The sequence below is a fragment of the Burkholderia sp. 22PA0099 genome (assembly GCF_047497165.1).
Lineage (GTDB): Bacteria > Pseudomonadota > Gammaproteobacteria > Burkholderiales > Burkholderiaceae > Burkholderia.
Window position 1 is genome coordinate 3,100,671 of the sequence record NZ_CP163164.1, and the last position, 22,117, is coordinate 3,122,787.

The 22,117-nt window shown below is 68.9% G+C and carries 24 protein-coding genes; 7 read left to right on the forward strand and 17 right to left on the reverse strand.

The window, feature by feature from the left end; translation table 11 throughout:
- Positions 1 to 48: 48 nt before the first annotated feature.
- From AB4851_RS13675 to AB4851_RS13700, 6 genes are read right to left on the reverse strand one after another with little or no spacing between them, the layout of a single operon-like run.
- A complete protein-coding gene (locus AB4851_RS13675) occupies positions 49 to 1,185 on the reverse strand; it encodes an NAD(P)/FAD-dependent oxidoreductase (protein ID WP_414447652.1) in 1,137 nt (378 codons plus the stop codon).
- Entirely contained in the window at positions 1,178 to 2,626 is a 1,449-nt protein-coding gene (locus AB4851_RS13680) for an FAD-dependent oxidoreductase (RefSeq protein WP_414449189.1), read from the reverse strand. Before AB4851_RS13680 ends, AB4851_RS13675 begins: the two co-directional genes overlap by 8 nt.
- A gap of 38 nt (positions 2,627 to 2,664) precedes the next feature.
- Entirely contained in the window at positions 2,665 to 3,024 is a 360-nt protein-coding gene (locus tag AB4851_RS13685; protein ID WP_414449190.1) for a (2Fe-2S)-binding protein, read from the reverse strand.
- A 38-nt stretch (positions 3,025 to 3,062) separates the two neighbouring features.
- Complete coding sequence (locus AB4851_RS13690; RefSeq protein WP_414447653.1) at positions 3,063 to 3,857, reverse strand: ABC transporter permease; 795 nt, start codon at positions 3,855 to 3,857, stop codon at positions 3,063 to 3,065.
- Between the two features lie 48 nt (positions 3,858 to 3,905).
- Positions 3,906 to 4,826, reverse strand: coding sequence for an ABC transporter permease (locus AB4851_RS13695; protein WP_414449191.1), 921 nt, complete (start codon positions 4,824 to 4,826; stop codon positions 3,906 to 3,908).
- 4 nt (positions 4,827 to 4,830) lie between these two features.
- Positions 4,831 to 5,916 (reverse strand): ABC transporter ATP-binding protein, encoded by a 1,086-nt coding sequence (locus tag AB4851_RS13700; RefSeq protein WP_414441904.1) that lies wholly within the window; start codon positions 5,914 to 5,916, stop codon positions 4,831 to 4,833.
- A 298-nt stretch (positions 5,917 to 6,214) separates the two neighbouring features.
- Here AB4851_RS13700 and AB4851_RS13705 point away from each other — a divergent pair, with 298 nt between their 5' ends.
- Entirely contained in the window at positions 6,215 to 7,147 is a 933-nt protein-coding gene (locus tag AB4851_RS13705) for an IclR family transcriptional regulator (protein ID WP_414447654.1), read from the forward strand.
- A gap of 33 nt (positions 7,148 to 7,180) precedes the next feature.
- On the opposite strand, the gene AB4851_RS13710 is transcribed toward AB4851_RS13705, so the two are convergent.
- Positions 7,181 to 8,326 carry an acyltransferase family protein gene (locus AB4851_RS13710; protein WP_414447655.1) on the reverse strand — a complete coding sequence of 382 codons (1,146 nt, stop codon included), beginning with the start codon at positions 8,324 to 8,326 and terminating at the stop codon, positions 7,181 to 7,183.
- 209 nt (positions 8,327 to 8,535) lie between these two features.
- On the opposite strand from AB4851_RS13710, the gene AB4851_RS13715 reads away from it, so the two are divergent.
- Complete coding sequence (locus tag AB4851_RS13715) at positions 8,536 to 9,165, forward strand: HAD hydrolase-like protein (protein ID WP_414447656.1); 630 nt, start codon at positions 8,536 to 8,538, stop codon at positions 9,163 to 9,165.
- 173 nt (positions 9,166 to 9,338) lie between these two features.
- Here the strand turns inward: AB4851_RS13715 and AB4851_RS13720 are convergent, their stop codons facing one another.
- A complete protein-coding gene (locus AB4851_RS13720) occupies positions 9,339 to 10,304 on the reverse strand; it encodes a GlxA family transcriptional regulator (RefSeq protein ID WP_414447657.1) in 966 nt (321 codons plus the stop codon).
- Between the two features lie 117 nt (positions 10,305 to 10,421).
- Here AB4851_RS13720 and AB4851_RS13725 point away from each other — a divergent pair, with 117 nt between their 5' ends.
- Genes AB4851_RS13725 through AB4851_RS13735 form a run of 3 tightly spaced genes read left to right on the forward strand, consistent with a single transcriptional unit; the run spans position 10,422 to position 12,963 of the window.
- Entirely contained in the window at positions 10,422 to 11,162 is a 741-nt protein-coding gene (locus AB4851_RS13725; RefSeq protein WP_414447658.1) for a hypothetical protein, read from the forward strand.
- 38 nt (positions 11,163 to 11,200) lie between these two features.
- A complete protein-coding gene (locus tag AB4851_RS13730) occupies positions 11,201 to 12,067 on the forward strand; it encodes an NmrA family NAD(P)-binding protein (RefSeq protein ID WP_414447659.1) in 867 nt (288 codons plus the stop codon).
- A gap of 17 nt (positions 12,068 to 12,084) precedes the next feature.
- The gene (locus tag AB4851_RS13735; protein ID WP_414447660.1) at positions 12,085 to 12,963 is read left to right on the forward strand and encodes a haloalkane dehalogenase; all 879 of its coding nucleotides are present in this window, start codon (positions 12,085 to 12,087) and stop codon (positions 12,961 to 12,963) included.
- A 76-nt stretch (positions 12,964 to 13,039) separates the two neighbouring features.
- Here the strand turns inward: AB4851_RS13735 and AB4851_RS13740 are convergent, their stop codons facing one another.
- The 6 genes from AB4851_RS13740 to AB4851_RS13765 form a co-directional block, all read right to left on the reverse strand.
- Complete coding sequence (locus AB4851_RS13740) at positions 13,040 to 13,369, reverse strand: VF_A0006 family four-cysteine protein (RefSeq protein WP_414447661.1); 330 nt, start codon at positions 13,367 to 13,369, stop codon at positions 13,040 to 13,042.
- Between the two features lie 130 nt (positions 13,370 to 13,499).
- Positions 13,500 to 14,525, reverse strand: a complete 1,026-nt coding sequence (locus AB4851_RS13745) for an aldo/keto reductase (RefSeq protein ID WP_414447662.1) — start codon at positions 14,523 to 14,525, stop codon at positions 13,500 to 13,502.
- A gap of 111 nt (positions 14,526 to 14,636) precedes the next feature.
- Entirely contained in the window at positions 14,637 to 15,974 is a 1,338-nt protein-coding gene (locus AB4851_RS13750) for an ATP-binding protein (RefSeq protein WP_414447663.1), read from the reverse strand.
- On the reverse strand, positions 15,971 to 16,717 hold the full coding sequence (locus AB4851_RS13755) for a response regulator (RefSeq protein WP_414447664.1): 747 nt from the start codon (positions 16,715 to 16,717) through the stop codon (positions 15,971 to 15,973). The genes AB4851_RS13750 and AB4851_RS13755 overlap by 4 nt, the downstream gene beginning before the upstream one ends.
- Positions 16,714 to 16,866 carry a hypothetical protein gene (locus AB4851_RS13760; RefSeq protein WP_414447665.1) on the reverse strand — a complete coding sequence of 51 codons (153 nt, stop codon included), beginning with the start codon at positions 16,864 to 16,866 and terminating at the stop codon, positions 16,714 to 16,716. The genes AB4851_RS13755 and AB4851_RS13760 overlap by 4 nt, the downstream gene beginning before the upstream one ends.
- On the reverse strand, positions 16,863 to 17,258 hold the full coding sequence (locus AB4851_RS13765; RefSeq protein WP_414441891.1) for a GFA family protein: 396 nt from the start codon (positions 17,256 to 17,258) through the stop codon (positions 16,863 to 16,865). The genes AB4851_RS13760 and AB4851_RS13765 overlap by 4 nt, the downstream gene beginning before the upstream one ends.
- A gap of 192 nt (positions 17,259 to 17,450) precedes the next feature.
- Between AB4851_RS13765 and AB4851_RS13770 the strand changes: the two genes are divergently transcribed.
- Complete coding sequence (locus tag AB4851_RS13770; protein ID WP_414447666.1) at positions 17,451 to 18,086, forward strand: thioredoxin family protein; 636 nt, start codon at positions 17,451 to 17,453, stop codon at positions 18,084 to 18,086.
- Between the two features lie 106 nt (positions 18,087 to 18,192).
- On the opposite strand, the gene groL is transcribed toward AB4851_RS13770, so the two are convergent.
- The 3 genes from groL to AB4851_RS13785 form a co-directional block, all read right to left on the reverse strand.
- Positions 18,193 to 19,830: a chaperonin GroEL gene (gene groL / locus AB4851_RS13775; protein ID WP_414447667.1), complete on the reverse strand. Its 1,638-nt coding sequence runs from the start codon at positions 19,828 to 19,830 to the stop codon at positions 18,193 to 18,195.
- Between the two features lie 17 nt (positions 19,831 to 19,847).
- Positions 19,848 to 20,138, reverse strand: coding sequence for a co-chaperone GroES (locus tag AB4851_RS13780; protein ID WP_414441888.1), 291 nt, complete (start codon positions 20,136 to 20,138; stop codon positions 19,848 to 19,850).
- A gap of 287 nt (positions 20,139 to 20,425) precedes the next feature.
- Positions 20,426 to 21,409, reverse strand: coding sequence for an aldo/keto reductase (locus AB4851_RS13785; RefSeq protein WP_414447668.1), 984 nt, complete (start codon positions 21,407 to 21,409; stop codon positions 20,426 to 20,428).
- A gap of 152 nt (positions 21,410 to 21,561) precedes the next feature.
- Here AB4851_RS13785 and AB4851_RS13790 point away from each other — a divergent pair, with 152 nt between their 5' ends.
- The gene (locus tag AB4851_RS13790) at positions 21,562 to 22,077 is read left to right on the forward strand and encodes a hypothetical protein (RefSeq protein WP_414447669.1); all 516 of its coding nucleotides are present in this window, start codon (positions 21,562 to 21,564) and stop codon (positions 22,075 to 22,077) included.
- The last annotated feature ends 40 nt before the right edge of the window (positions 22,078 to 22,117 follow it).

A 22,117-nucleotide genomic window follows, 5' to 3' on the forward strand; every position in this document is an offset into this window, starting at 1 on the left:
GTCGGACTGGGAACGGAAACGGTACGGCGGGTGCATGCGGGCCTCGCCTCAGGCGGCCGCGAACGCGTCGCGGCTGTCGCCGGTCGCGAAGCGTGCGATGGAAAACGCGTCGATCGGCGTGTCGGTCGCGCCGCGCAGCACGAGGTCGGCCAGCACCTCGCCCACGCCGGGCGCGAGCAGGAAGCCGCCGCCGGAAAAGCCGAAGGCGTGCAACAGGCGCGGCGTGGTGCCGCTCGGGCCGATCACGGGATGATTGTCGGGCGTCTCGCCCTCGACGCCGCTCCAAGTGCGGATCAGGAGCGCGTCGCGCAGGGCCGGCAGCAGCGCGCAGGCGTCGCGCATCACGGCGCGCGTGGTGTCGCTGGACGGGCGTGCGTATTCGCCGTCGCCCTGGCCGCGCCCGCCGCCGATCACGCAGTTGCCACGCTCCACTTGCCGTGCGTAGATGCCGCCGCCGACCACGCCGAGGTTGTGCTCGACGAACCTCGGCAGCGGCTCGGTGACCCACATGTTGGGATAGATCGAGCGCAGCGGCACGGCCTCGCCGAAGCGGCCGGCCACGGTATTGCCCCACGCGCCGGCCGAATTGATCAGCCAGTCGGCGCTGAACGCCTGCCCGCCCGCGCGCATCGTGAAGCGGCGGCCGTCGAACGCGATATCGGTCAGTTCGGTCTGCTCGAACACCTGCGCCCCGGCGCGGCGCGCGGCGGCCGCGAACGCGGGCGACACGAGCCGCGGGTTGGCCTGGCCGTCGGTGGCGCACAACGCGCCGCCGATCGCGGCCGGGCCGAGCCACGGATAGCGGCGGCGGAACGCCGGCCCGGACATCACCACCGATTGCGCGCCGTGGCTGCGCGCCATCGCGGCCCAGGCCTCGAGCACGTCGAGATCGGCCTCGCGCCGCGCCAGCCGCAAATGGCCCGACACGACGAATTCGCCGTCGCTGCCGATCAGCGCCGGCAGGCGATCCCAGATCTTGCGCGCGCGCATCGCCAGCGGCAGTTGCGCCTCGGGACGGCCGTGCGTGCGCACGCCGCCGTAATTGACGCCGCTCGCCTGCGCGCCGCAATAGCGCCGCTCGAACAGCGCCACGCTCGCCCCCTGGCTGGCCAGCGCCAGCGCGGCCGACGCGCCCACCAGCCCGCCGCCGACGATCGCCACCTGCACATGACGCACGTCACTCATCGTGGGCCTCCGCTTCGTGCATCGGTACCGCGTCGTCGAACAGCATCGGCGAGATCGGGATCGGCTTGATCGGCGCCTGGCCGCGCGGCCGGCCCACTTCATGGAGCGGCCGGCCGGTTTCGGCGGCCAGCAGCGCCATCGCCGATTCGCCGCACATGCGGCCCTGGCAGCGGCCCATGCCGATCCGCGTCAGGGCTTTCAGCCGATTCACCTCGGTGGCCAGCCCCGAGCGGATGCATGCGCGCAGCGTGCCGGCCGTCACCGCTTCGCAGCGGCACACCAGCAGATCGTCGGGCCAGCCGGCCGCGGCTTCGGGCGGTGGCGGCGCGAAGGCCTGTTCGAGCCCGGCGCGAAACACGCGGATGCGCGCCAGTTGCGCGTCGATGGCCGCCGCGCCGGGGCCGTCGAGGCCGCGCGGCATGCCTGCGCCCAGATCTTCCAGCAAGGCCAGCGCCGCGCGCCGGCCGGCCAGCTCGGCCGCATCCGCGCCGGCGATGCCCGCGCCGTCGCCGGCCAGATACACGCCCGGTACCGAACTGCGGCCCGCCACGTCCTTTTCCGGCAGCCAGCAGCGGTTCACCGTGTCGAACGTGAAATTGCAGCCGGCCAGATCGGCCAGTTGCGTCTCGGGGCGCAGCCCGAAGCCCAGGCCCACGGCATCGCAATCGAGCCGATGCACCGCGCCGCCGGCCGAACGCCAGCGGATCGCGGCGACACCATCTTGGTCGGCATCGCTGCCGATGCCGTCGATGCCATCGAGCGTCACGCCGCGTTCCACGCGCACGCCATGCGCGCGCAGCCAGCCCAGATAGAACATGCCCTTGGCGAACGTGCCGGGCTGGCGCAGCAGCTTCGGCGCGGCGGCGGCCTGCCGCGAGAGCGGGTTGATGTCGAGCACGGCCGCCACCTCGGCGCCGGCCCGTGCGTATTGATAGGCCACCAGATACAGCAGCGGCCCGGTGCCCGCGAGCACGGTGCGCCGGCCGATCGCGCAGCCCTGCGATTTCAGCGCGACCTGCGCGCCGCCGAGCGTGTAGACGCCCGGGCGGGTCCAACCCGGCACCGGCGAGATGCGGTCGGTCGCGCCGCTGGCGATGATCAGGTGGGTCCAGCGCAGGCGCGCCTCGCGGCCCGCGCGCATCATGTCGAGCACACCCGGCTCGCATGACCAGACCAGCGCGTCGGGCCGGTAATCGATCTGCGGCAGCAGCGCCGCCATGCAACGGTGCAGCGCGTCGGCCTTGCCGGCCTCGAAGCCGTACAGCGTGGATTTCGTGCGCGTGAAGCCGGCATCGGCCGGCGGCTGCCGATAGATCTGGCCGCCCCAGCGCGCGTTTTCGTCGATCACCACCGGGCGGATGCCGGCCGCCGCCAGCACCTCGGCCGCGCGAATCCCGGCCGGCCCCGCGCCCACGATCACCACGTGCGGTTCGTTCGTCATCGCGCCCGAGTCCGGTTCGTCGAGCCAACTGTTGGGGCTCATGCCGCGCTCCCGTGCGCCGCGTCGGCCGTCTCGCCGCCGCCGATGGCCGTCGCGGCGCGCGTCACGATCCGCATCCCGGCGCGCAGCGGCGTGGAGCACGCGCGCAGCCGCGCCCCGCTCTCCTCGCGCACCCAGCAATCCTGGCATGCGCCGATCAGGCAGAAGCCGGCGCGCGGCCCGTCGCCGAATTCGCTGACGCGCAGGCGGCGCTGCTGCGTGAGGATCGCGGTCAGCACGGTATCGCCGGCCAGCGCCGCGACGGGCGCGCCGTCGAGCACGAACGGCAGGGGCGCCCGGGTGGTTTCGGCCACGCGCACGAGTTGCGGCGTGGAATGCGGCGTCGGGCGGTCGGTCATCGTAGAGGGTGCGAGGCGCGTGGAACGGGTGTGCATGCTCAGTGCTGTCCGATCAGGATCCGGTTCAGGCCATAGACGCGATCGAGGATCAGCATCGCGCCGGCCGTGATGGCGATCACCAGCGTCGACACCGACGCCATCATCGGATCGATCGATTCGGTCGCGTACATGTACATGCGCACCGGCAGCGTGACGGTTTGCGGCGAGGTGACGAAGATCGACATCGTCAGTTCGTCGAAGCTGTTGATGAACGCCAGCAGCCAGCCGCCCGTGATGCCCGGCACGATCATCGGCAGCGTGATGCGGCGAAAGGTGGTCCAGGCATTGGCGCCGAGCGAGGCCGCCGCGTGCTCGACGCTGCGATCCAGCCCGGCCACCGAGGCCAGCACCAGCCGCATCGCGAACGGCGTGACGATGATCACGTGCGCCGCCACCAGCCACGCGAACGAGCCGGTCGCGCCGATCAGCGCGAAGAAGCGCAGCAGCGCGATGCCGAGCACCAGGCCCGGAATCACCAGCGGCGAAAGCAGCAGCGCGTTGAGGAATGCGCGGCCCGGAAAGCGCGAGCGGCCGATCGCGAGGCCCGCCGGCAAGGCGATCGCCAGCGAGATCGTGGCCGAGGCCACCGCCAGCTTCAGGCTGTTGCCGAACGCCGCGATGAAGTCCGGGTAGTCGAGGATCGCGCGGAACCAGCGCAGCGACAGGCCGTGGGTGGGCAGCGTCAGCGTCTCGTCGGGCGTGAACGCCACCAGCACCACGATCGCGAGCGGCGCGAGCATGAACAGGATCACGAGCGTGTGGAACGCGAGAGCGAGCGGGCCGTTTTTGCGCATGTCGGATGGTCGTGGAAGCGTGAGGAAGTGGGCCGGAACGGGGCGGCGTCAGCCGAGGCTGCGCGTGTAGCGCCGTTCGAGCACGCGGTAATACGTGAGCATCACGATCAGGTTCGCAACCAGCAGCAGGATCGCGATGGTCGCGCCGAGCGGCCAGTTCATCGAGCTGAGGAACTGGTCGTACACCGCCGTGGCCGCCACCTTGAGCCGGCGCCCGCCAAGCAGCCCCGGAATCGCGAACGCGCTGGCCGACAGCCCGAACACCATCAAGCTGCCCGACAGCACGCCCGGCATCAGTTGCGGCAGCACGATCCGGCGCAGCACGGTGGCGGGCGACGCCATCAGCGACAGCGCCGCGTTCTCCGTCTGCGGATCGAGCCGTTGCAGGCAGGTCCACACCGGAATCACCATGAACGGCAGCATCACGTGCACCAGCGCGATGACGATCGCGAACGTGGTGTATTCGAGCTTGAACGGCCCGAGCCCGAACAGCGCGAACACCTGGTTCACCAGGCCGCCGGTATTGAGCAGCATGCTCCAGCCGAACGCACGCACCACCACCGACACCAGCAGCGGCGCGAGGATCACCAGCAGGAACAGCGAGCGCCACGGATCGCGCATGCGCGACAGGATGTAGGCCTCGGGCGTGCCGATCGCGACGCACAGCAGCGTGGTCAGCGCGGCGATGCCGAAGGTGCGCAGGAAGATGGTGTGGAAGTAGGTCTGGCCGAGCACGTCCAGGTAGTGATGCGGATCGAACGCCGGGATCGGGCCGACCGACGGATCGAAACGGTAGAACGACAGCGCCAGCGTCATCGCGAGCGGCACCAGCACCAGCGCGACGAACAGCAGCGCGGCCGGCGCGCTCATCAGCCACATCGGCAGCCAGGCGCGCCAGCGTGCCCGGGCGGCGGGGCGCGGTGCGCCGCCGTCGCTGTCCCGTGCGTCGCCGGGCGAAACCGTGCTCAGTGCGTCATCCACGGGCGGCCTCCTGGCGAATCACGCGCACCGCCTCGCTGCGCCAGTCGATGCCCACCGCCGCGCCTTCCGCAAGCGGCTCGCCGCCTTCGTTCTGGCAGCAGGCCAGCATTTCGCCGGCATCGCTGTCGAGCCGGTACAGCCACTGGCTGCCCAGAAAGAAGCGGCTCGTCACGCGGCCGGCCAGTCGGCCGGTGCCCGGCGCGCCGAGCGACAGCTTTTCCGGCCGGATGCACAGCGTGACCGCATCGCCGGCACGCATCGCGGCGGCGTCGGCCTGCGCGGTCGCGCCGGTTTCCTGCAAGCGGCTGCCGAGATCGACGCGGATCTGGCCGCCCTCCTGCGCCAGCACGGTGCCGTTCAGCAGATTGGTCTTGCCGATGAACTGCGAGACGAACGCGTTGCCCGGATGTTCGTAGGCGCGATACGGCGTATCGACCTGGGTGATGCGCCCCGCTTCCATCACCACCACGCGGTCGCTGATCGACAGCGCTTCCGACTGATCGTGCGTGACCATCACGGTGGTGGTGCCGAGCTTGCGCTGGATCTCGCGCAACTCGAACTGCATGTCCTCGCGCAGCTTGGCGTCGAGGTTGGACATCGGCTCGTCGAGCAGCAGCACCGGCGGCGCGATCACCACCGCGCGGGCGATCGCCACGCGCTGGCGCTGGCCGCCCGACAGCTCGCGCGGAAAGCGCTGCGCGTATTTGTCGAGCCGCACCAGCGCGAGCGCCTCGCGCACCCGCTCGGCGCGCTCCGTCTTGCCCACGCCGCGCATCTCCAGCCCGAAGCCCACGTTCTGCTCGACGCTCATGTGCGGGAACAGCGCGTAGCTCTGGAACACGATGCCGAGGCCACGCCGGTTCGGCGCCATGCGCGTGATGTCGCGGCCGTCGAGCGTGATGGTGCCGCGCGTGGTTTCGATGAAGCCCGCGATCATCTGCAGCGTGGTGGTCTTGCCGCAGCCCGACGGGCCGAGCAGCGAGACGAACTCGCCCTTCTCGACCGACAGGCTGATGCCGGCGACGGCGTGCAGCTCGCCGAACGATTTCGAAACATCCGTCAACGTGAGGAACGACATGATCTGGCCCTTCGGTGCATCGGCACCGCCTGAAGCGATTGCATTCGATGCTGCCGACTCTATCCGGCCAATTTTTTCGACGTCAACGCAGAATTCCGGACAACGACATTAATTTTCTACTTATTCCATTGAATAGAATATTTACCGTTTGATTGACGCGTGATGTTTCGCTGAACGGGTTCAGGGACATCCCGGATGGTCACCACCGATGCGCGCCGGGCCGCGACGCGGTAGAGTCGGTGCCGCGCCCGGCATGGTTCGGGCGGGATTCCGAAGAGTGGAATACGGAGAGGCGAAAGTGAAAGCACGGAAGCAGGAAAACGGAACGGCGAACGACACGGCGGCGAGCGGTGCGACAGAAGACGGCGCGGCCCGCGCGCCGGCCGATGCGCCCGGCGAGAATTCGTGCGGCCCCGGCGTGCTGCAACGCGCGTTCGCGCTGATCCGCGCGCTCGGCGCGCACCAGGTCGAGGGCAGCCGCGTCACCACACTGGCACGCAGCGTGGGGCTCACGCAGGCCACCGTCCACCGGCTGCTGCAAGGGCTGATCGCCGAACAGGTGGTCGAGCAGGACGAGCGCACCAAGCGCTACCGGCTCAGCGTGGTGTTCTTCGCGATGGCCGCGCAGGCCGGCAACCCGAACGGCATGCGCACGCTGTGCCGCCCGGCCCTGTTGCGGTTGTGCGCGAGCCTCGGCGACACGATCTTCCTGCTGGTCAAGAGCAGCTTCGATGCGGTGTGTCTCGACATCTGCGAAGGGCCGTTCCCGATCCGCTCGTTCACCGGCACGATCGGCGGGCGCGTGGCGCTCGGCGTCGGCCAGGGCAGCCTGGCGATCCTGGCGTTCCAGCCCGAGGCCGAACGCGAGGAAATCATCCGCTTCAACGTGCCGCGCATGCGCGGCTACGGCGTGCTCGACGAGGTGTACCTGCGCACCGAGATCGACCGCGTGCGCGCGCTCGGCTACGCGGGCCGCAACAGCGGCGTGCTGGAGGACATGGCCGGGGTGGCCGTGCCGATCTTCGACCAGAACCGGGTGGCGGTGGGCGCACTCAGCGTCGGCACGCTGTCCACGCGGCTGACCGACGAACGGCTGCCGACCGTCGTGCAATTGCTCAAGCGCCAGGCCGACCTGCTCGGGCCGCAGATGAACCCGTTCGACGCGGCGATGCGCGACCCGATCCAGGGGCTCACGCAGGTGTATTCGACGCGCGCGGCCAATGCGGTGTGAACGATGGCGGTGTGAACAACGCCGCTCGTCAGTTCAATCGCCCGATTTCGGCAAGCGCGCGCGCGCGCCGCGCAGCCGCGCGTTCAGCGGCTCCGAGAACCGTCGAAACACCAGTTGCGCCACCACGCTCGCCACCGCCACGTAGAGCAGCAGCCACACCGGCTTCCAGGCCGTGACTATGTTCGCGCGCGTCAGCGTCTCGCGCAGCACGCCGAGCACGACGATATGGAACAGATACAGCTCGTAGCTGCGCACGCCGAAGAAGCGGATGAAGTTCGACACGCCGCCGTGCTCGTCGCCATAGATGCCCGAAGCCGGCGCGCTTGCGCTCACCACGCGGTTCGCCATGCCGTACAGCAACGCGCCGGTGCCGAGCGCGATCACCGACACGCCCCACACCACCTGCCGCATGATCGGCCCCGACAGCCAGGTGGCCGCCATGACGAGCGCCGCGCCCCACGCGAGCCGGCCAAACCCGCTCGCCGACAACGGCCGCGCCGGCAACAGGGCCACCCCGCAACCGATCGCGATCGCATCGAAGCACGACAGATAGCCATACAACGCGACGATCTCGTCGCCGGCATGCAGCCATCGCCACACCGGCCCGACGAGCATCGGCACGACGAGCAACGGCAGCATGAAGCGCCGCCGGCGCAGCAACACGCAAAGCAGCGGAAACGCCAGATAGAACACCTCCTCGACCGACAGCGACCAGAGGATGTTCATCGCGTAGTTGAAATAGCCGAGCTTCGCCATCAGCACGTTGTGCCAGAACGTCAGCACCGACAGCACGGCCAGCGCCATGCTCGCCGTGCCGGGTTTGTTGGTGAACGAATGCAGCCCGAGCGCGCCAAGCGTCGCCATGATCGCGAGCGCCAGCAGCAGGCACGGCAGGATGCGCGCGGCGCGGGTGCGATAGAACGCGAGCGGGCGCACCGCGCCGAGCGAGCCGAAGCGCCGCAGCGAGGTCGTGGTGATCAGATAGCCAGACACCACGAAGAACATCGTCACGCCGTAATTGCCGTTGCGCGCGACGGCGCGGATCGCGGCCGACAGCCACGGCGCGTCGAACGGCGTGACGTCGAGCCGGTACGTCAGATGGAAGTGCAGCAGCAGGACCGTCAGGATCGCGATGCCGCGCAGGAGATCGATGCCGGTGCTGCGGGAAGTCGAGGCCACTCGGTTGCCCTTGGAGATGGTGAGAGAGTCGCGTCGTGCGCCGCGCATTGTCCGTCATGCGCGGCGGGCGGGCCAGCGCGGCGCTGACGTGACGTCGAAAGTGGCGTGGAGCGACGTTGACGAAGCGCGCCGCGCACCGGAAGATACCGGCTCTCGCCGGCCGCGGCCACCCCGCCCCGGCTGTTCGCCCCGCTTTTGCCCTTCCCGCCATGACGCTTCGCCTTGCCATTTTCGACTTCGACGGCACCCTCGCCGATTCCTACCCCGTGTTCGCCGATGCCCTCAACGGCCTGGCCGAACAGCACGGCTTTCGCGCGCCCGACGCCGCCACGCTCGACCGGATGCGCGGCATGAGCGCGATGGAAGTGCTCGGCGAACTCGCGCTGCCGTTCTGGAAAGCGCCGGCCGTCCTGAGCGATGCCCGCAAGCGGATGGCCGAGCGGATCGGCGAAGTCGCGCCGGTCGCCACCGTGATCGACACCCTCGGCACGCTGATCGACCGGCAGGTCGCGGTGGCCGTGGCCACCTCGAATTCGGTCGAGAACGTGCGCGCCGTGCTCGGCGACGCGCTGGTCGACCGTTTCGCGGCCGTCGAATGCAGCTCGTCGCTGTTCGGCAAATCGCAGCGCCTGCGTACCGTGCTCGATGCGACCGGCATCGACGCCACGCAGGCGATCTTCATCGGCGACGAAGTGCGCGACGCCGAAGCGGCCGCCGGCATCCCCGGGCTGCGCTTCGGCGCGGTGGCGTGGGGCTATACGAAGCTCGACGCGCTGCTGGCGGCCAAGCCGACGGCGGTATTTCACGCGCCGGCCGACTGGCTCGCGCTGGCCGCTTGAGTTGAGACCGTGCCCGGCATTCCGGCCGGCCTCTGGCTCGACGAGCACGCCGGCTGGCGCGCGGGGTTCGCCGCGCTGTCGATCCTGAGCCTGTTGGTGTTCGGTGCCACACTTGCGAATGCCCCGGGCCTCGATCTAAGTAGCGGCAGGCCCGTCAGGCCCCACCACCGCCCTCACAACAAATCGGCGCGCAACTCCCGCACGCCGCGCCCGAGCCGCTGCCGCAACAACGAGCGCAGCGTCGCGCCATCCCCGTAACCGACCTCGGCCGCGATCGCCTCGAGGTCGGCGTTGCCGCCGCGAATCAGCGATTGCGCGTGCTCCACGCGCAGGTCCTGGAAATACGCGAGCGGCGACTTTCCCAGCACTTCCTGGCACCGGCGCTGCAACGAGCGCGTGCTGATCGCGAGCGCGCTCGCCGCCTCCTGCAGCGAGAAGCCGGTGCGCAGGTTCTGGCGTGACCACTGCTCGAAGCGCTGGATCAGCGGATCGGCCTGCGCGAGGTGGTTCGGGATGATGTACGCGGCCTGCGACGACCGGATATCGGCCAGCAGATAGCGCGACACCAGCGTCGCCAGCTCGGGGCTGACCGTGCGCACCAGCCACAGCGCCAGATCGAGGTGCCCCAGCGCCGCGCCGGCCGTCGCGCCGATGTCGGTCGGCACCAGCATCCGCGATTCGTCGAGCCGCACCGCCGGATAGCGCTGCCGGAACAGCGGCGCGAGCCCCCAGTTGGTGGTGGCCTCGCGGCCGTCGAGCAGCCCCGCTTCCGCCACGATGAACGTGCCGAGGCACGAGGCCGCCAGGCGCACGCCATCGGCGTGCCACGCCAGCAGTTGCGCACGCGCATCGAGCACGTCGGGCCGCGACAGCGACTCGATCAGCTCGTCGGGCATGGTGGTGGCCAGCGCCGGCACGATCGCCCAATCGGGCTTCGGCCGATCCCCGATCGGCTGCACCGGCACCGCCAGCCCGTGGCGCGAATGCACCTTCTTGCGCATCCCCACCACGGACACATCGAAACTCGGCGTGCCGCCCATCAAGCGGGCCGACAGTTTGTTGGCGACGAGAAACACGTCGAGCGTGACGGACAGCCCCGTATCGAACAATCCATCGAGGGCGAGCACGGCGATGCGCATGGCGTAAATACCTCCAAAGTTGGCGTTTGTGACTGTACCAGCGAAGTGCCCCGCTGCCTATACTGGCCTCCATTCCGAGCCGCACATTCCGCTGCGGCCCGCATTCAAGGAGCCACCATGACCGATCTCGTCAGCACCACCATTGCCGCGCACGGCGGCCTCGACGCCTGGCGGGGCGTCGAGCGGGTTTCCGCGAACTTCCGCGCCTCGGGCGTGAGCCTCAAGCAGCGCGGGCCGGTCGCGGAAGCGTTTACGCAACTGCCGGGCCGCGTCGCGATCGACACGCGCATGCAGAAGATGACGTTCGCGCCGTTCATCGCACCGGAGCAGCGCGGCATCTACCTGCCCGGCCGCACGTCGGTCGAATCGATGGATGGCACGCTGCTGGAAGCGCTCGACGACCCGCGCGGCTCGCTCGCGCAACTGGTGCCGGGCACGCCCTGGTCGGCGTCGCAGCTTTTGTATTTCGTCGGCTATTCGCTGTGGATGTACCTGACGCTGCCGTACAACTTCCTGATGGACGGCGTGCAGTGCGAGGAAATCGAGCCGCTGATCGAAAACGGCGAAACCTGGCGCGCGCTGAAGGTCACCTACCCGGCCTCGTTCCCCTCGCATTCGACCGAGCAGATCCATTACTTCGACGCGACCGGCATGATGCGCCGCCAGGACTACAGCGTCGACGTGCGCCAGGACCTCAGCGCCAGCCACTACATCGACGGCTACCGCGAATTCGACGGCTTCATGTTCGCCACCGAGCGCCGCATCTACCTGCGCGGCCCCGACGGCCAGCCGATGCGCGACAAGCTGCTGATTTCGGCCAGCCTGGACGATTTCAAGATCGAACGCACGGCGCGTTGAACACCGCCCGGCCCCATCTTTCGAGGAGATTCCCCCGCATGAACACCACGATCCTGATTGCCGGCGCCGCCGGCTCGACCGGCCGCGTCGCCACCGCCCAGCTGCTGGAGAAAGGTTTCGCCGTGCGCGCGCTGGTGCGCCGCCAGGACGCCCGCGCCGAGAAGCTGCAGGCGCTGGGCGCCGAGATCGTCGTAGCCGATCTGCTCGATTTCCGCGCCGTGCGCCGCGCGTTCGACGGGGCGCAGCGCGGCTATTTCGTGTATCCGATGCGGCCCGGCCTGCTCGAAGCCACCGCGAACTTCGCGCAGGCGGCGCTCGACACCCGAGCCGAGGTGATCGTCAACATGTCGCAACGCACCGCGCGCCCGGACGCGATCAGCACGTCGGCGCTGCAGCACTGGATGTCCGAGCGCCTGTTCGATCGCAGCGGCGTGCCGGCCGTGCATCTGCGCCCGACCGCGTTCGCCGAGTGGTTCCTGTACATGCGCAACATGGTGCGCGCGGGCCGTTACGGCGTGCCGTTCGATCCCGAAGGGCGCTTCGCCACCGTGGCAGCCGAGGATCTGGGCCGCGTGGCCGCCGCCGTGCTGGCCGAGCCGGCCGCGCATCTGGGCCAGACCTATCCGCTCTACGGGCCGGAAGAACTGTCGCCGCCCGAGCTGGCCGCGATCGCAAGCCAGGTGCTCGGCCGCGAGATCCGCTATGAACGGATCACCGCCGAGCAGTGGGTGCAGGAAGTGGCCGGCCAGGAAATTCCGTTCCTGGCGCAGCACCTGAACGGCATCACCGAGGATCATCGCCAGGGCATGATGGCCGGCACCAACGACATCATCGAGCGCCTCACCGGCCGCAAGCCGATGTCGGTGGCGGCGTTCGTCGAGCAGCATCGCGCGGCGTTCGAATGATGGCTGGAGATTCCCGAATGACCGACCGTCCGCTCGACAAGAAAACCGCCCTCGCGCTCGGGCATCGCATCGCGTATCACGAGCGCGGCGCGGGCGCGCCGATCCTGCTGCTGCACGGCAACCCGACCTCGTCCTATATCTGGCGCAACGTGGTGCCGTCGCTCGAACGGTTCGGCCGCGTGATCGTGCCCGACCTGATCGGGATGGGCGATTCGGAAAAGCTGCGGGAACCCGCGCCCGGCACCTATGGCTTCGTCACGCATCGGGACCACCTCGCCGCGTTCATCGCCGCCGTGTGCGATCCCGACGAAAAGCTGCTGCTGGTGGGCCACGACTGGGGCGCGGCGCTCGCGTTCGACTGGGCCAACCGCCATCGCGAGCGCGTGCGCGGCATCGCCTACATGGAGGCGATCGTGCGTCCGTTCACGCCGGCCGACGGCTCGTCCGAACTCGGCCCGACGCTGATGGCGCTGCGCTCGCCCGACGGCGAGGCGCTGATCCTCGAACAGAACGTGTTCGTCGAGCAGTTGCTGCCGAAGCTGACGCTGCGCACGCTGTCCGATGCCGAGATGGCCGAATACCGCCGGCCGTTCGCCACGCCGCAGGATCGCTGGCCGACGCTCGACTGGCCGCGCCAGATCCCGCTGGGCGGCAAGCCGGCCGAGGTCGTCGCGATCGTCGATGATTACGCCGCGTGGATGGCCGAGAACGCGCTGCCGAAGCTGTTCGTCAACGCCGAGCCGGGCGTGGTGCTGACGCGCGCGCCGCGCGAATTCTGCCGAAGCTGGAAGAACCAGACCGAGGTGACGGTGGCCGGCAAGCACTTCATCCAGGAGGATTCGCCGGAGGAAATCGGCGCGGCGCTGGCGCGGTGGATCGCGGCGAACGGGTTGTAGGAGGCGCGGGCATCTCGGCTGCGCGCCGCCGGCGGCGATTTCGTGCGTTCGCTGGCGGCGGCCCGGGCCGGGTCGCTCAATCGAAGTGCACCGAATCCGCGCTTTGCCGGCGGCACGCCGAGAGGATCGGGCCGATCGCCGCCGAGCTTTGCACCCCGGGCAGGTATTGCAGCAGGCAGCTGTGATAGGCCTGCTCGGTGGGCGTCAACATGCTCCATTGGCGGTAAAGCTGGTCGCAGGAATTGCGCAGCAGCCCGACGACGTTGCGGTTCCAGGAAGTCGACAGCGAACGCAGGATGCAGGCGTCGTAGTTGGCTTGCTCGTTGAACGCGAAGGCCGGGCTGGCGGCGGCAGCCAGCGCCGAAACCAGCACGGCGCGGACGATGGCTTGACGAAGCGGAATCATGAGCGCGGGGTGTCCCTGTTCGTGGATCGACAGGGCGCGCCGGCAAGGTGGCGCGCCTCGTCTGTTCTGAACGCTCGAGCGCCCCGCGTTATTCCCTGAACGGGGCGTTTTTACACCGCCCCAACCCGCCTCAAACCGGCGACGGATTGCGCTCCGCGAACCCTTCCTGATGCCAGTACGGATAAGCCGGCCGCGTGCGGCTCGCCTCATCGAGCTTCTTGACCTGCTCCGGCGTCAGATTCCAACCCACCGCGCCCAGGTTCTGCCGCAACTGCTCCTCGTTGCGCGCCCCGATCAGCACGGTCGCCACGGTCGGGCGTTGCAGCAGCCAGTTCAGCGCGATCTGCGTGATCGTCTTGCCGGTTTCCTCGGCCACTTCGTCGAGCGCGTCGATCACGCGGTACAGGTATTCGTCCGGCACCGGCGGGCCGGCGTCGGCCGTCTTGTGCAGGCGGCTGGTGGCCGGCAGCGGCTGGCCGCGACGGATCTTGCCGGTCAGGCGGCCCCAGCCGAGCGGGCTCCACACCACCGCGCCCACGCCCTGATCGGCGCCGAGCGGCATCAGTTCCCATTCGTAATCGCGGCCGATCAGCGAGTAATACGTCTGGTTCGCCACGTAACGCGGGTAGCCGTAGCGGTCGGCCACGTCGAGCGATTTCATCAAATGCCAGCCCGAGAAGTTCGACACGCCCGTGTAGCGGATCTTGCCCGCGCGCACCAGATCGTCGAGCGTCGATAGCACTTCCTGTACCGGCGTGCGCGCGTCGAAACCGTGCAATTGGAACAGATCGATGTAATCCGTTTGAAGGCGCGTGAGCGCGGCGTCGACGGCCTTGATCAGATGGAAGCGCGACGAGCCGACGTTGTTCGGGCCGTCGTCGAAGCGGAACGTCGCCTTGGTCGAGATCAGCACCTTGTCGCGGCGGCCCTTGAGCGCCTCGCCGAGAATCGATTCGGATACGCCTTTCGAATAGATGTCGGCGCTGTCGAACATAGTGAGACCGGCGTCGAGGCAGATGTCCACGAGCTTGCGGGCTTCGGCCACGTCGGTCGCGCCCCATGCCTCGAAGAATTCGCCGGAGCCGCCGAACGTGCCGGTGCCGAAGCTCAGTACCGGAACCTTGAAACCTGATGCGCCGAGATGTCGATATTCCATGCCAGTTCCCGAATGGTGAGAGGTGGACGAGCGGGCGACGGCAGGCTGCCGTCGCCGGGGCTGTAAACCTAGCGCAACTCGGAAAATCGTGCAGGAGGTCCGCGAGCCGGCTCAGGCGCGCGGCTTCAGCGTCAGCCGCGCGGCGAGGCCGCCGCCGTCGCGATTGCGAAGCGTGAGCGTGGCGTTCATGGCCTGCGCCAGTTGCCGCGCGATCGCCAGCCCCAGCCCGGTGCCGCCGGTGCCGCGATTGCGCGACGTCTCGATCCGCACGAACGGCTCGAACACGGCGTCGAGCGACGCCTCGGGGATGCCCGGCCCGCGATCGAGCACGGCGATCTCCGCGCCGCCGGCAGGCGTCAAGGTCAACTCGACCTGCGCCGCGCCGCCGAACTTCAGCGCGTTGTCGACCAGGTTGCCGATCACGCGCCGCAGCGCCTGCGGCGGCGCATCGAGCGATAGGTCGGCGCGCTTCGCGAAATCGACGTCCTGCCCGGCATCGAGGTAATCGCACACGATGCTGTCGAGCAGCGCGTCGAGGTCGATGCGGCGCGCCGCCTCGGACGTGCTGTGCACGGTTCGCGCATAGGCCACGCCCTCCTTCACGAGCTGGCCCATTTCCTCCAGGTCCTGCCGCAGCTTGGCCGCCTGCGTTTCGTCGTCCATCACGTCGACGCGCAGCCGCATGCGCGTGATCGGCGTCTGCAGATCGTGCGAGATCGCGGCCAGGATCTGCATGCGCTCGGCTGTATACGTGGCGATGCGGTCCTGCATCGCGTTGAACGCGCGCGCGGCGCGCGCCACCTCGGACGGCCCCGATTCGGGCAGGCGCTCGCCCTTGAGGTCGGGGCCGAGCGCATCGGCGGCGTCGGCCAGCGCGTGCAGCGGCCGGGTGGCGAGCCGCACCGCGAGCCAGCAGCAGGCGGCCAGCACGGCAAGCTGCAACAGCAGCACCACGGGCAGCCAGCCCGACAGCGGAATGCCCGACATCGGATGCATGTCGATCGTCAGCGGCGTGCCGTCACTGAGCTTCAGGTGCACCTGCATGTGTTCGGTGTCGCCGGGGATCTCGTTGGCGGTGACGGCATAGGTGCGGCCGATGCCATCGGTGATCGAGCGCTCGACGCGCGCCGACAGCGCGGCGTCCACCGGGCCGCCCGGCTCGCCCGGCCCCAGTTCGAAGCGGTAGCTGCGGCGCGCCAGGCGCGGCAGCCAGGCGGCGCGCTCGTCGGGCGGCAGATGGTCGAGCAGCGCCACCGACGCCACCACCTCGCGCTCGATGTAACCCATCATCAGCGTGGTGGTGGCCTGATCGCGCTCGGTCAGCGTCAGCCAGAACGACAGCATCTGCGCGACGGCGAGGCCCACGCAGAGGATCAGCGCGAGCCGCGCGAACATCGAGCGCGGCCCGTGCAGGCGGCCCAGGCGGCGGAAACCGTGGAGCGGATTCATGCGGGCTCGTCGATCGACGTGACCGACGACGAGAACACATAGCCCTCGCTGCGCAGCGTCTTGATGTAGCGCGGCTCGCGCGCGGTGTCGCGCAGGCGCTGGCGCAGGCGGCTGACCAGCAGGTCGATCGAGCGGTCGAACGCGTCGGCCTGGCGGCCCTGCGTGAGGTTCAGCAACTGATCGCGCGTCAGCACGCGCTGCGGGTTGTCGAGGAACACGCGCAGCAGCCGGTATTCCGCGCCGCTCAGGGCCACCATCGTGCCGGCCTCGTCGAGCAGATGGCGGCCGGTGGTGTCGAGCCGCCAATCGCCGAACGCCAGCCATTGCGCGGCCTCGCTGACCTGCATGCCGGGCGGCAGCATGCGCGTGCGGCGCAGCACCGAGCGGATTCGCGCATACAGCTCGCGCACCGCGAACGGCTTGGTCAGGTAATCGTCCGCGCCCATTTCGAGGCCGACGATGCGGTCGGTTTCCTCGTCGCGCGCGGTCAGCATCACCACCGGCACGGCACGATGCTTGCCGGCGCGCAGTTCGCGGCACAGCACCAGGCCGTCGTCGCCGGGCATCATCACGTCGAGCACGATCAGGTCCGGCGCGCCGTTTTCCAGCGCGGCGCGCATCTCGCGGCCGTTGGCGGCCAGCGAAATGCGCATGCCGTTCTTCTCCAGATACTGGCCGACCAGTTCGCGGATGCCGCGATCGTCGTCGACGATCAGCACGTGGTCCGGGCGCTCGGTGTTCATGCGCGGGCCTCGCGGCGGCGCGTCACGGCCGGGCCGCGCGCGCCGACGGTGTGGCACGCGAGCGGATGCGCCAGCTCGGCGGCGAACCCGCCGGCCAGGAACACGACGATCGCGAGCAGGCGCTGCAACGGGTGACGGGCGGGTTTCATGCGTCCTCCACGACGGATTGCGCCGCGCCGTTGGCCACGCTGAATGCCAGCGCGTACGGATCGACGCCGTCGAGGCAGCCGATGTTCACGCGCCAGCGCAGCGGATCGAGGCGCGTCTGGTGAAACGGGTAGATGCCGCAATGGCGGCAGAAGTAATGCTTCGCCACGCGGGTGTTGAACTGGTATTCGGTCAGCGCGTCCTCGCCGGCCAGGATCGTCAGGTCCTCGCGTGCCACCATCGACGACATCAGCGCGCCCTTGCGGCGGCACAGGCTGCAATTGCAGCGCACGGCCGGATCGAGCGCGGCGCGCACCGAGAAACGCACCGTGCCGCAGTGGCAGGCGCCCAGATAGGTTTCGACATGGGGTTCGGCGTGAGACTCGGTATTCATCGTGTGCACTCCTTGGCGATCGGGAATGGACCGATTTATAGCCGATCGCGCGCTGCGTTTTGTGTCGCAATGTATCTGAATTCCGCTCCGACACACAACATTGCACGGGCGTGGCGCGGCGCAAACATGGCCGATACAACCGGGCGTTCCAATGGCTTCATCGCCACTCGACGCCCAAGGAGGCTCCCCGTCATGCGACCGCTCACCCGCTTCTGGCCCTTCGCCGCGGCCCTGGCCGCCTGCTTCGCCGTGATCGCGGCCAGCCGCGCGCCGGCGCTTGCCGCCGGAAACCCCGGCACCACCGGAATCACCGGCCTCGCCGCGCCGGCCGGCATTGCCACCACCGCGCCCGAGCTGGCCGGCATCGGCCACTGGCTCAACGGCCCGCCGCAGACCCTGGCGAGCCTGCGCGGCAAGGTGGTGCTGGTGGATTTCTGGACTTATACCTGCATCAACTGCATCCACACGCTGCCGCACGTCGAAGCGTGGTACGAGAAATACCGCTCGCAGGGGCTGGCGGTGATCGGCGTGCATACGCCCGAATACCCGTTCGAGCGCAGCACCGCGAACGTGGGCGACGCGATCGGCCGCTTCGGGCTGACCTATCCGGTCGCGCAGGACAACGACTACGCCACCTGGCGCGCCTACGGCAACCAGTACTGGCCGGCGTTCTACCTGATCGACCAATCGGGGAAGATCGTCTATCGCCATTTCGGCGAGGGCGATTACGAGCAGACCGAGGCCGAAATCGTGCGGCTGCTGGGGCAACCCGCCAACCCGGCGGCAGCCACGACGGAGAACCCGCCCGTGGCCCGGATCGCAAGCTGATCGCGGCCCGAAATGCAACACGGGCGGCCGGCCGTATCGGCCAGCCGCCCGTGGCGGATCGCTTGCCCGAAGGTTCAAACGTTCGAACCTTCAGGCGTTCGGTGCTTCAGAACCCGAGATCCGGGCCGCCCGGCGCGCCGCCGTGGCCGGCCGGCGCAGTGGCCGCCTTCGGCGCTTCGAACACGCTGGCGTCGGTCGTCAGCAGCAGGCCCGCCACCGAAGCCGCGTTCTGCAGCGCCGTGCGCGTCACCTTGGTCGGATCGAGCACGCCCGATTCGACCAGATCGCCGTACTCGCCGGTCGCGGCGTTGTAGCCGAAGTTGCCCGAGCCCTCGGCCACCTTCGCCACCACCACGCTGGCTTCCTCGCCGGCATTCGCCACGATCTGGCGCAGCGGTTCCTCCAGCGCGCGCAGCACGATCTTCACGCCGGCGTCCTGGTCCGCATTGATGCCGCGCACCTCGCGGATCGCCTGCCGCACGCGGATCAGCGCCACGCCGCCGCCCGGCACGATGCCTTCCTCGACGGCCGCGCGCGTGGCGTGCAGCGCGTCGTCCACGCGGTCCTTCTTCTCCTTGACCTCGATCTCGGTCGCACCGCCCACCTTGATCACGGCCACGCCGCCGGCCAGCTTGGCCACGCGTTCCTGGAGCTTCTCGCGGTCGTAGTCGGACGAGGCATCCTCGATCTGGATGCGGATCTGCTTGACGCGCGCCTCGATCGACGCCTTGTCGCCGGCGCCATCGATCACCGTGGTGTTTTCCTTGCCCACCTCGATGCGCTTGGCCTGGCCCAGTTCGGCCAGCGTCGCCTTCTCCAGCGTCAGGCCGGTTTCCTCTGCGATCACCTGGCCGCCGGTCAGGATCGCGATGTCCTCGAGCAGCGCCTTGCGGCGGTCGCCGAAGCCCGGCGCCTTGACGGCCACCGTCTTCAGGATGCCGCGAATGTTGTTGACCACCAGCGTGGCCAGCGCCTCGCCTTCCACGTCCTCGGCGATGATCAGCAGCGGACGGCCCGCCTTGGCGACCTGTTCAAGCACCGGCAGCAAGTCGCGGATGTTCGACACCTTCTTGTCGTGCAGCAGGATGTACGGGTTGTCGAGAATCGCGACCTGGCGATCCGGGTTGTTGACGAAGTACGGCGACAGGTAGCCGCGATCGAATTGCAGGCCTTCCACCACGTCGAGTTCGTCGGCCAGCGATTTGCCGTCCTCGACGGTGATCACGCCTTCCTTGCCCACGCGGTCGATCGCCTCGGCGATGCGCTGGCCGATCGATTCCTCGCCGTTGGCCGAGATCGTCGCGACCTGCGCGATTTCGAGGCTCGTGGTGGTCGGCTTGCTGATCTTCTTCAGTTCCTCGACGGCGGCCAGCACGGCCTTGTCGATGCCGCGCTTCAGGTCGAGCGGGTTCAGGCCCGCCGCCACGTATTTCTGGCCTTCGCGCACGATCGCCTGCGCCAGCACGGTGGCCGTGGTGGTGCCGTCGCCGGCCGTGTCGCTGGTCTTGGAAGCCACTTCCTTGACCAGTTGTGCGCCGATGTTCTGCAGCTTGTCGGCCAGCTCGATTTCCTTGGCGACCGACACGCCGTCCTTGGTCACGATCGGCGCGCCGAAGCTGCGCTCCAGCACCACGTTGCGGCCCTTCGGCCCGAGCGTGACCTTGACGGCATCCGCCAGCACGTTGACGCCTTCGATCAGCTTTGCGCGGTTGACGTCGCCGAATACGATTTCTTTTGCAGCCATATGGGTTTCTCTCAGGTTCAGACGTTGACGACCGCGACGATGTCTTCCTCGCGCAGCACCAGCAGTTCGATGTTGTTGACCTTGACCGTCTGCCCGGCGTACTTGCCGAACAGCACGCGATCGCCGGTCTTCAGATCCGGTTCGATGCGGCGGCCGTCGGTGTCGCGCCGGCCCGGGCCGACGGCGATCACTTCGCCCTGATCCGGCTTCTCGGCGGCGCTGTCGGGCAGCACGATGCCCGACGCCGTCTTGGTTTCCTGGTCGAGCCGTTTGACGATCACGCGATCATGCAGCGGACGAAGACTCATCGTTGCGTTCCTCTCGGTTGGATGCGGTGGGTTTGGCACTCGTCATGGGCGAGTGCTGATGAGGCCCAGTATAAAAACGGGGCGTTCACCGATCCAATAACGGATACGCGGATGGATATGAAAGCGCGGAAGTATCGTTATCGCGGACGGCGATAAGCGGGGCGCCACGGTGGCGGCTCGGAAGCACGAGCCGATCGGGGCCGCCGCGGCAAGCGAACGCGGCCCCGGCGCGAACGCACGGGGCCGACACAACAGTGCCGCTCAGGCCGTGAAATCAGGCCGTGAAATCAGGCAGTGAAGCCGGCCACCGCGTGCGGTACATACGGCGCTTCGAGCGTGGCGATCTCGGCGTCGGTCAGCTTCAGTTCGAGCGCGGCCAGCGCGTCCGTCAGATGATGCGGCTTCGAAATCCCGACGATCGGCGCGGTCACGCCCGGCTTCTGCGAGACCCAGGCCAGCGCGACCTGCGCGCGCGGCACGTTGCGCGCGGCGGCCACCTCGGCCACGGCCTCGATCACCGCGCGGTCGGCATGCGCCGTGGCCGCGTACAGGCGGGTGCTGACGTTGTCGCTGTCCTGGCGCGCCGAGCTTTCGTCCCAGTTGCGCGTGAGGCGGCCGCGCGCCAGCGGGCTCCACGGGATCACCGCAACGCCCTGATCCACGCACAGCGGCATCATTTCGCGCTCTTCCTCGCGGTACAGCAGGTTCAGGTGGTTCTGCATGCCGACGAATTCGGTCCAGCCGTTCTGGCGCGAGAGGTAGAGCGCCTTCGCGAACTGCCACGCCGCCATCGACGACGCGCCGATATAGCGCGCCTTGCCCGCCTTCACCACGTCGTGCAGCGCTTCGAGCGTTTCCTCGATCGGCGTGCCCGGATCGAAGCGGTGGATCTGGTACAGGTCGACGTAATCGGTGCCGAGCCGCTTCAGGCTGTGGTCGATCTCGGAGAGGATCGCCTTGCGCGACAGGCCCGCGCCGTTCGGCCCCGGGCGCATGCGGTTGTAGACCTTGGTGGCGATCACCACGTCGTCGCGCTTTGTGTATTCGCGCAGTGCGCGGCCGACGATCTCCTCCGAGGTGCCGTCCGAGTACATGTTGGCGGTGTCGAAGAAGTTGATGCCGGCTTCGATCGCCTGGCGAATGATCGGGCGGCTGTCGTCCTCGGACAGCGTCCAGGCGTGATTGCCGCGCGTCGCATCGCCGAAGGTCATGCAGCCGAGCACCAGTTTCGAGACTTCCAGGCCGGTCCGGCCGAATTTCACGTATTCCATCGCTACCTCGTTGAAGGGTGATTTGCGCGGAATCATGCCCGATTCCGCGAATGGATGCGTCGATGTGACGCATAAGGCTAAGTACGTTTCGCGCAAAGCCAACCCAACTACTTCTTTTCTGCGAGCTTTCGATCTATCTACAATACGCGGCCATGATTCGACTTCGCCATCTGCTCGCGCGGCGCGTGACGAATCCGGCAGTGGCCGCGTTGCTGCTGCTGATCGTCGCGTTCCGCCTGCTGCTTCCGCCCGGCCTGATGCTCGCCACGAGCACGCGCGCGAGCACGGCCGGGTTCGTGATCTGCGGCGGTCATGGCGCGCTGTTCGACGATGCGGCCCCACGCGGCGTCAGCGTCGATCACGCCGCGCAGGCTGCTGCCGCCGATCTGGCCGCGGCGCTGACCGGCTCCCCGCCGCCGTCGGCCCACCCACATGGCAGCGATCTCTGCCCGTTCAGCGCGGCGCTCGGCATCGGCCTGGCCACGGTGCTGCCGATGCCGGCCTACTGGCTGCGCATCGCCACCGGCAACCACCCGCCGCGCTTGGCCCAGCCCATCCGCCCGGGCAACGACCCCGCCCGCGGCCCGCTCGGCGCCCGCGCCCCACCCGCTGCATTCCTGAGCCCACTGTCCGGACCTCGACCGTCCCGTAGCTTCGCGCGCGTTTGATCGCCGCGCGACGGGCCGTCGCGTCCGCCGCATCCATCGT

What these genes read in the sequence shown, in the direction of transcription:
- AB4851_RS13755 (WP_414447664.1), bottom strand. Translation starts at nt 16,717, where the DNA reads ATGAACACCGAGCGCCCGGACCACGTGCTGATCGTCGACGACGATCGC.
- AB4851_RS13760 (WP_414447665.1), bottom strand. Translation starts at nt 16,866, where the DNA reads ATGAAACCCGCCCGTCACCCGTTGCAGCGCCTGCTCGCGATCGTCGTG.
- AB4851_RS13700 (WP_414441904.1), bottom strand. Translation starts at nt 5,916, where the DNA reads ATGTCGTTCCTCACGTTGACGGATGTTTCGAAATCGTTCGGCGAGCTG.
- AB4851_RS13740 (WP_414447661.1), bottom strand. Translation starts at nt 13,369, where the DNA reads ATGATTCCGCTTCGTCAAGCCATCGTCCGCGCCGTGCTGGTTTCGGCG.
- AB4851_RS13735 (WP_414447660.1), top strand. Translation starts at nt 12,085, where the DNA reads ATGACCGACCGTCCGCTCGACAAGAAAACCGCCCTCGCGCTCGGGCAT.
- AB4851_RS13685 (WP_414449190.1), bottom strand. Translation starts at nt 3,024, where the DNA reads ATGACCGACCGCCCGACGCCGCATTCCACGCCGCAACTCGTGCGCGTG.
- AB4851_RS13680 (WP_414449189.1), bottom strand. Translation starts at nt 2,626, where the DNA reads ATGACGAACGAACCGCACGTGGTGATCGTGGGCGCGGGGCCGGCCGGG.
- AB4851_RS13770 (WP_414447666.1), top strand. Translation starts at nt 17,451, where the DNA reads ATGCGACCGCTCACCCGCTTCTGGCCCTTCGCCGCGGCCCTGGCCGCC.
- groL (WP_414447667.1), bottom strand. Translation starts at nt 19,830, where the DNA reads ATGGCTGCAAAAGAAATCGTATTCGGCGACGTCAACCGCGCAAAGCTG.
- AB4851_RS13780 (WP_414441888.1), bottom strand. Translation starts at nt 20,138, where the DNA reads ATGAGTCTTCGTCCGCTGCATGATCGCGTGATCGTCAAACGGCTCGAC.
- AB4851_RS13690 (WP_414447653.1), bottom strand. Translation starts at nt 3,857, where the DNA reads ATGCGCAAAAACGGCCCGCTCGCTCTCGCGTTCCACACGCTCGTGATC.
- AB4851_RS13720 (WP_414447657.1), bottom strand. Translation starts at nt 10,304, where the DNA reads ATGCGCATCGCCGTGCTCGCCCTCGATGGATTGTTCGATACGGGGCTG.
- AB4851_RS13715 (WP_414447656.1), top strand. Translation starts at nt 8,536, where the DNA reads ATGACGCTTCGCCTTGCCATTTTCGACTTCGACGGCACCCTCGCCGAT.
- AB4851_RS13790 (WP_414447669.1), top strand. Translation starts at nt 21,562, where the DNA reads ATGATTCGACTTCGCCATCTGCTCGCGCGGCGCGTGACGAATCCGGCA.
- AB4851_RS13750 (WP_414447663.1), bottom strand. Translation starts at nt 15,974, where the DNA reads ATGAATCCGCTCCACGGTTTCCGCCGCCTGGGCCGCCTGCACGGGCCG.
- AB4851_RS13675 (WP_414447652.1), bottom strand. Translation starts at nt 1,185, where the DNA reads ATGAGTGACGTGCGTCATGTGCAGGTGGCGATCGTCGGCGGCGGGCTG.
- AB4851_RS13765 (WP_414441891.1), bottom strand. Translation starts at nt 17,258, where the DNA reads ATGAATACCGAGTCTCACGCCGAACCCCATGTCGAAACCTATCTGGGC.
- AB4851_RS13725 (WP_414447658.1), top strand. Translation starts at nt 10,422, where the DNA reads ATGACCGATCTCGTCAGCACCACCATTGCCGCGCACGGCGGCCTCGAC.
- AB4851_RS13745 (WP_414447662.1), bottom strand. Translation starts at nt 14,525, where the DNA reads ATGGAATATCGACATCTCGGCGCATCAGGTTTCAAGGTTCCGGTACTG.
- AB4851_RS13785 (WP_414447668.1), bottom strand. Translation starts at nt 21,409, where the DNA reads ATGGAATACGTGAAATTCGGCCGGACCGGCCTGGAAGTCTCGAAACTG.
- AB4851_RS13730 (WP_414447659.1), top strand. Translation starts at nt 11,201, where the DNA reads ATGAACACCACGATCCTGATTGCCGGCGCCGCCGGCTCGACCGGCCGC.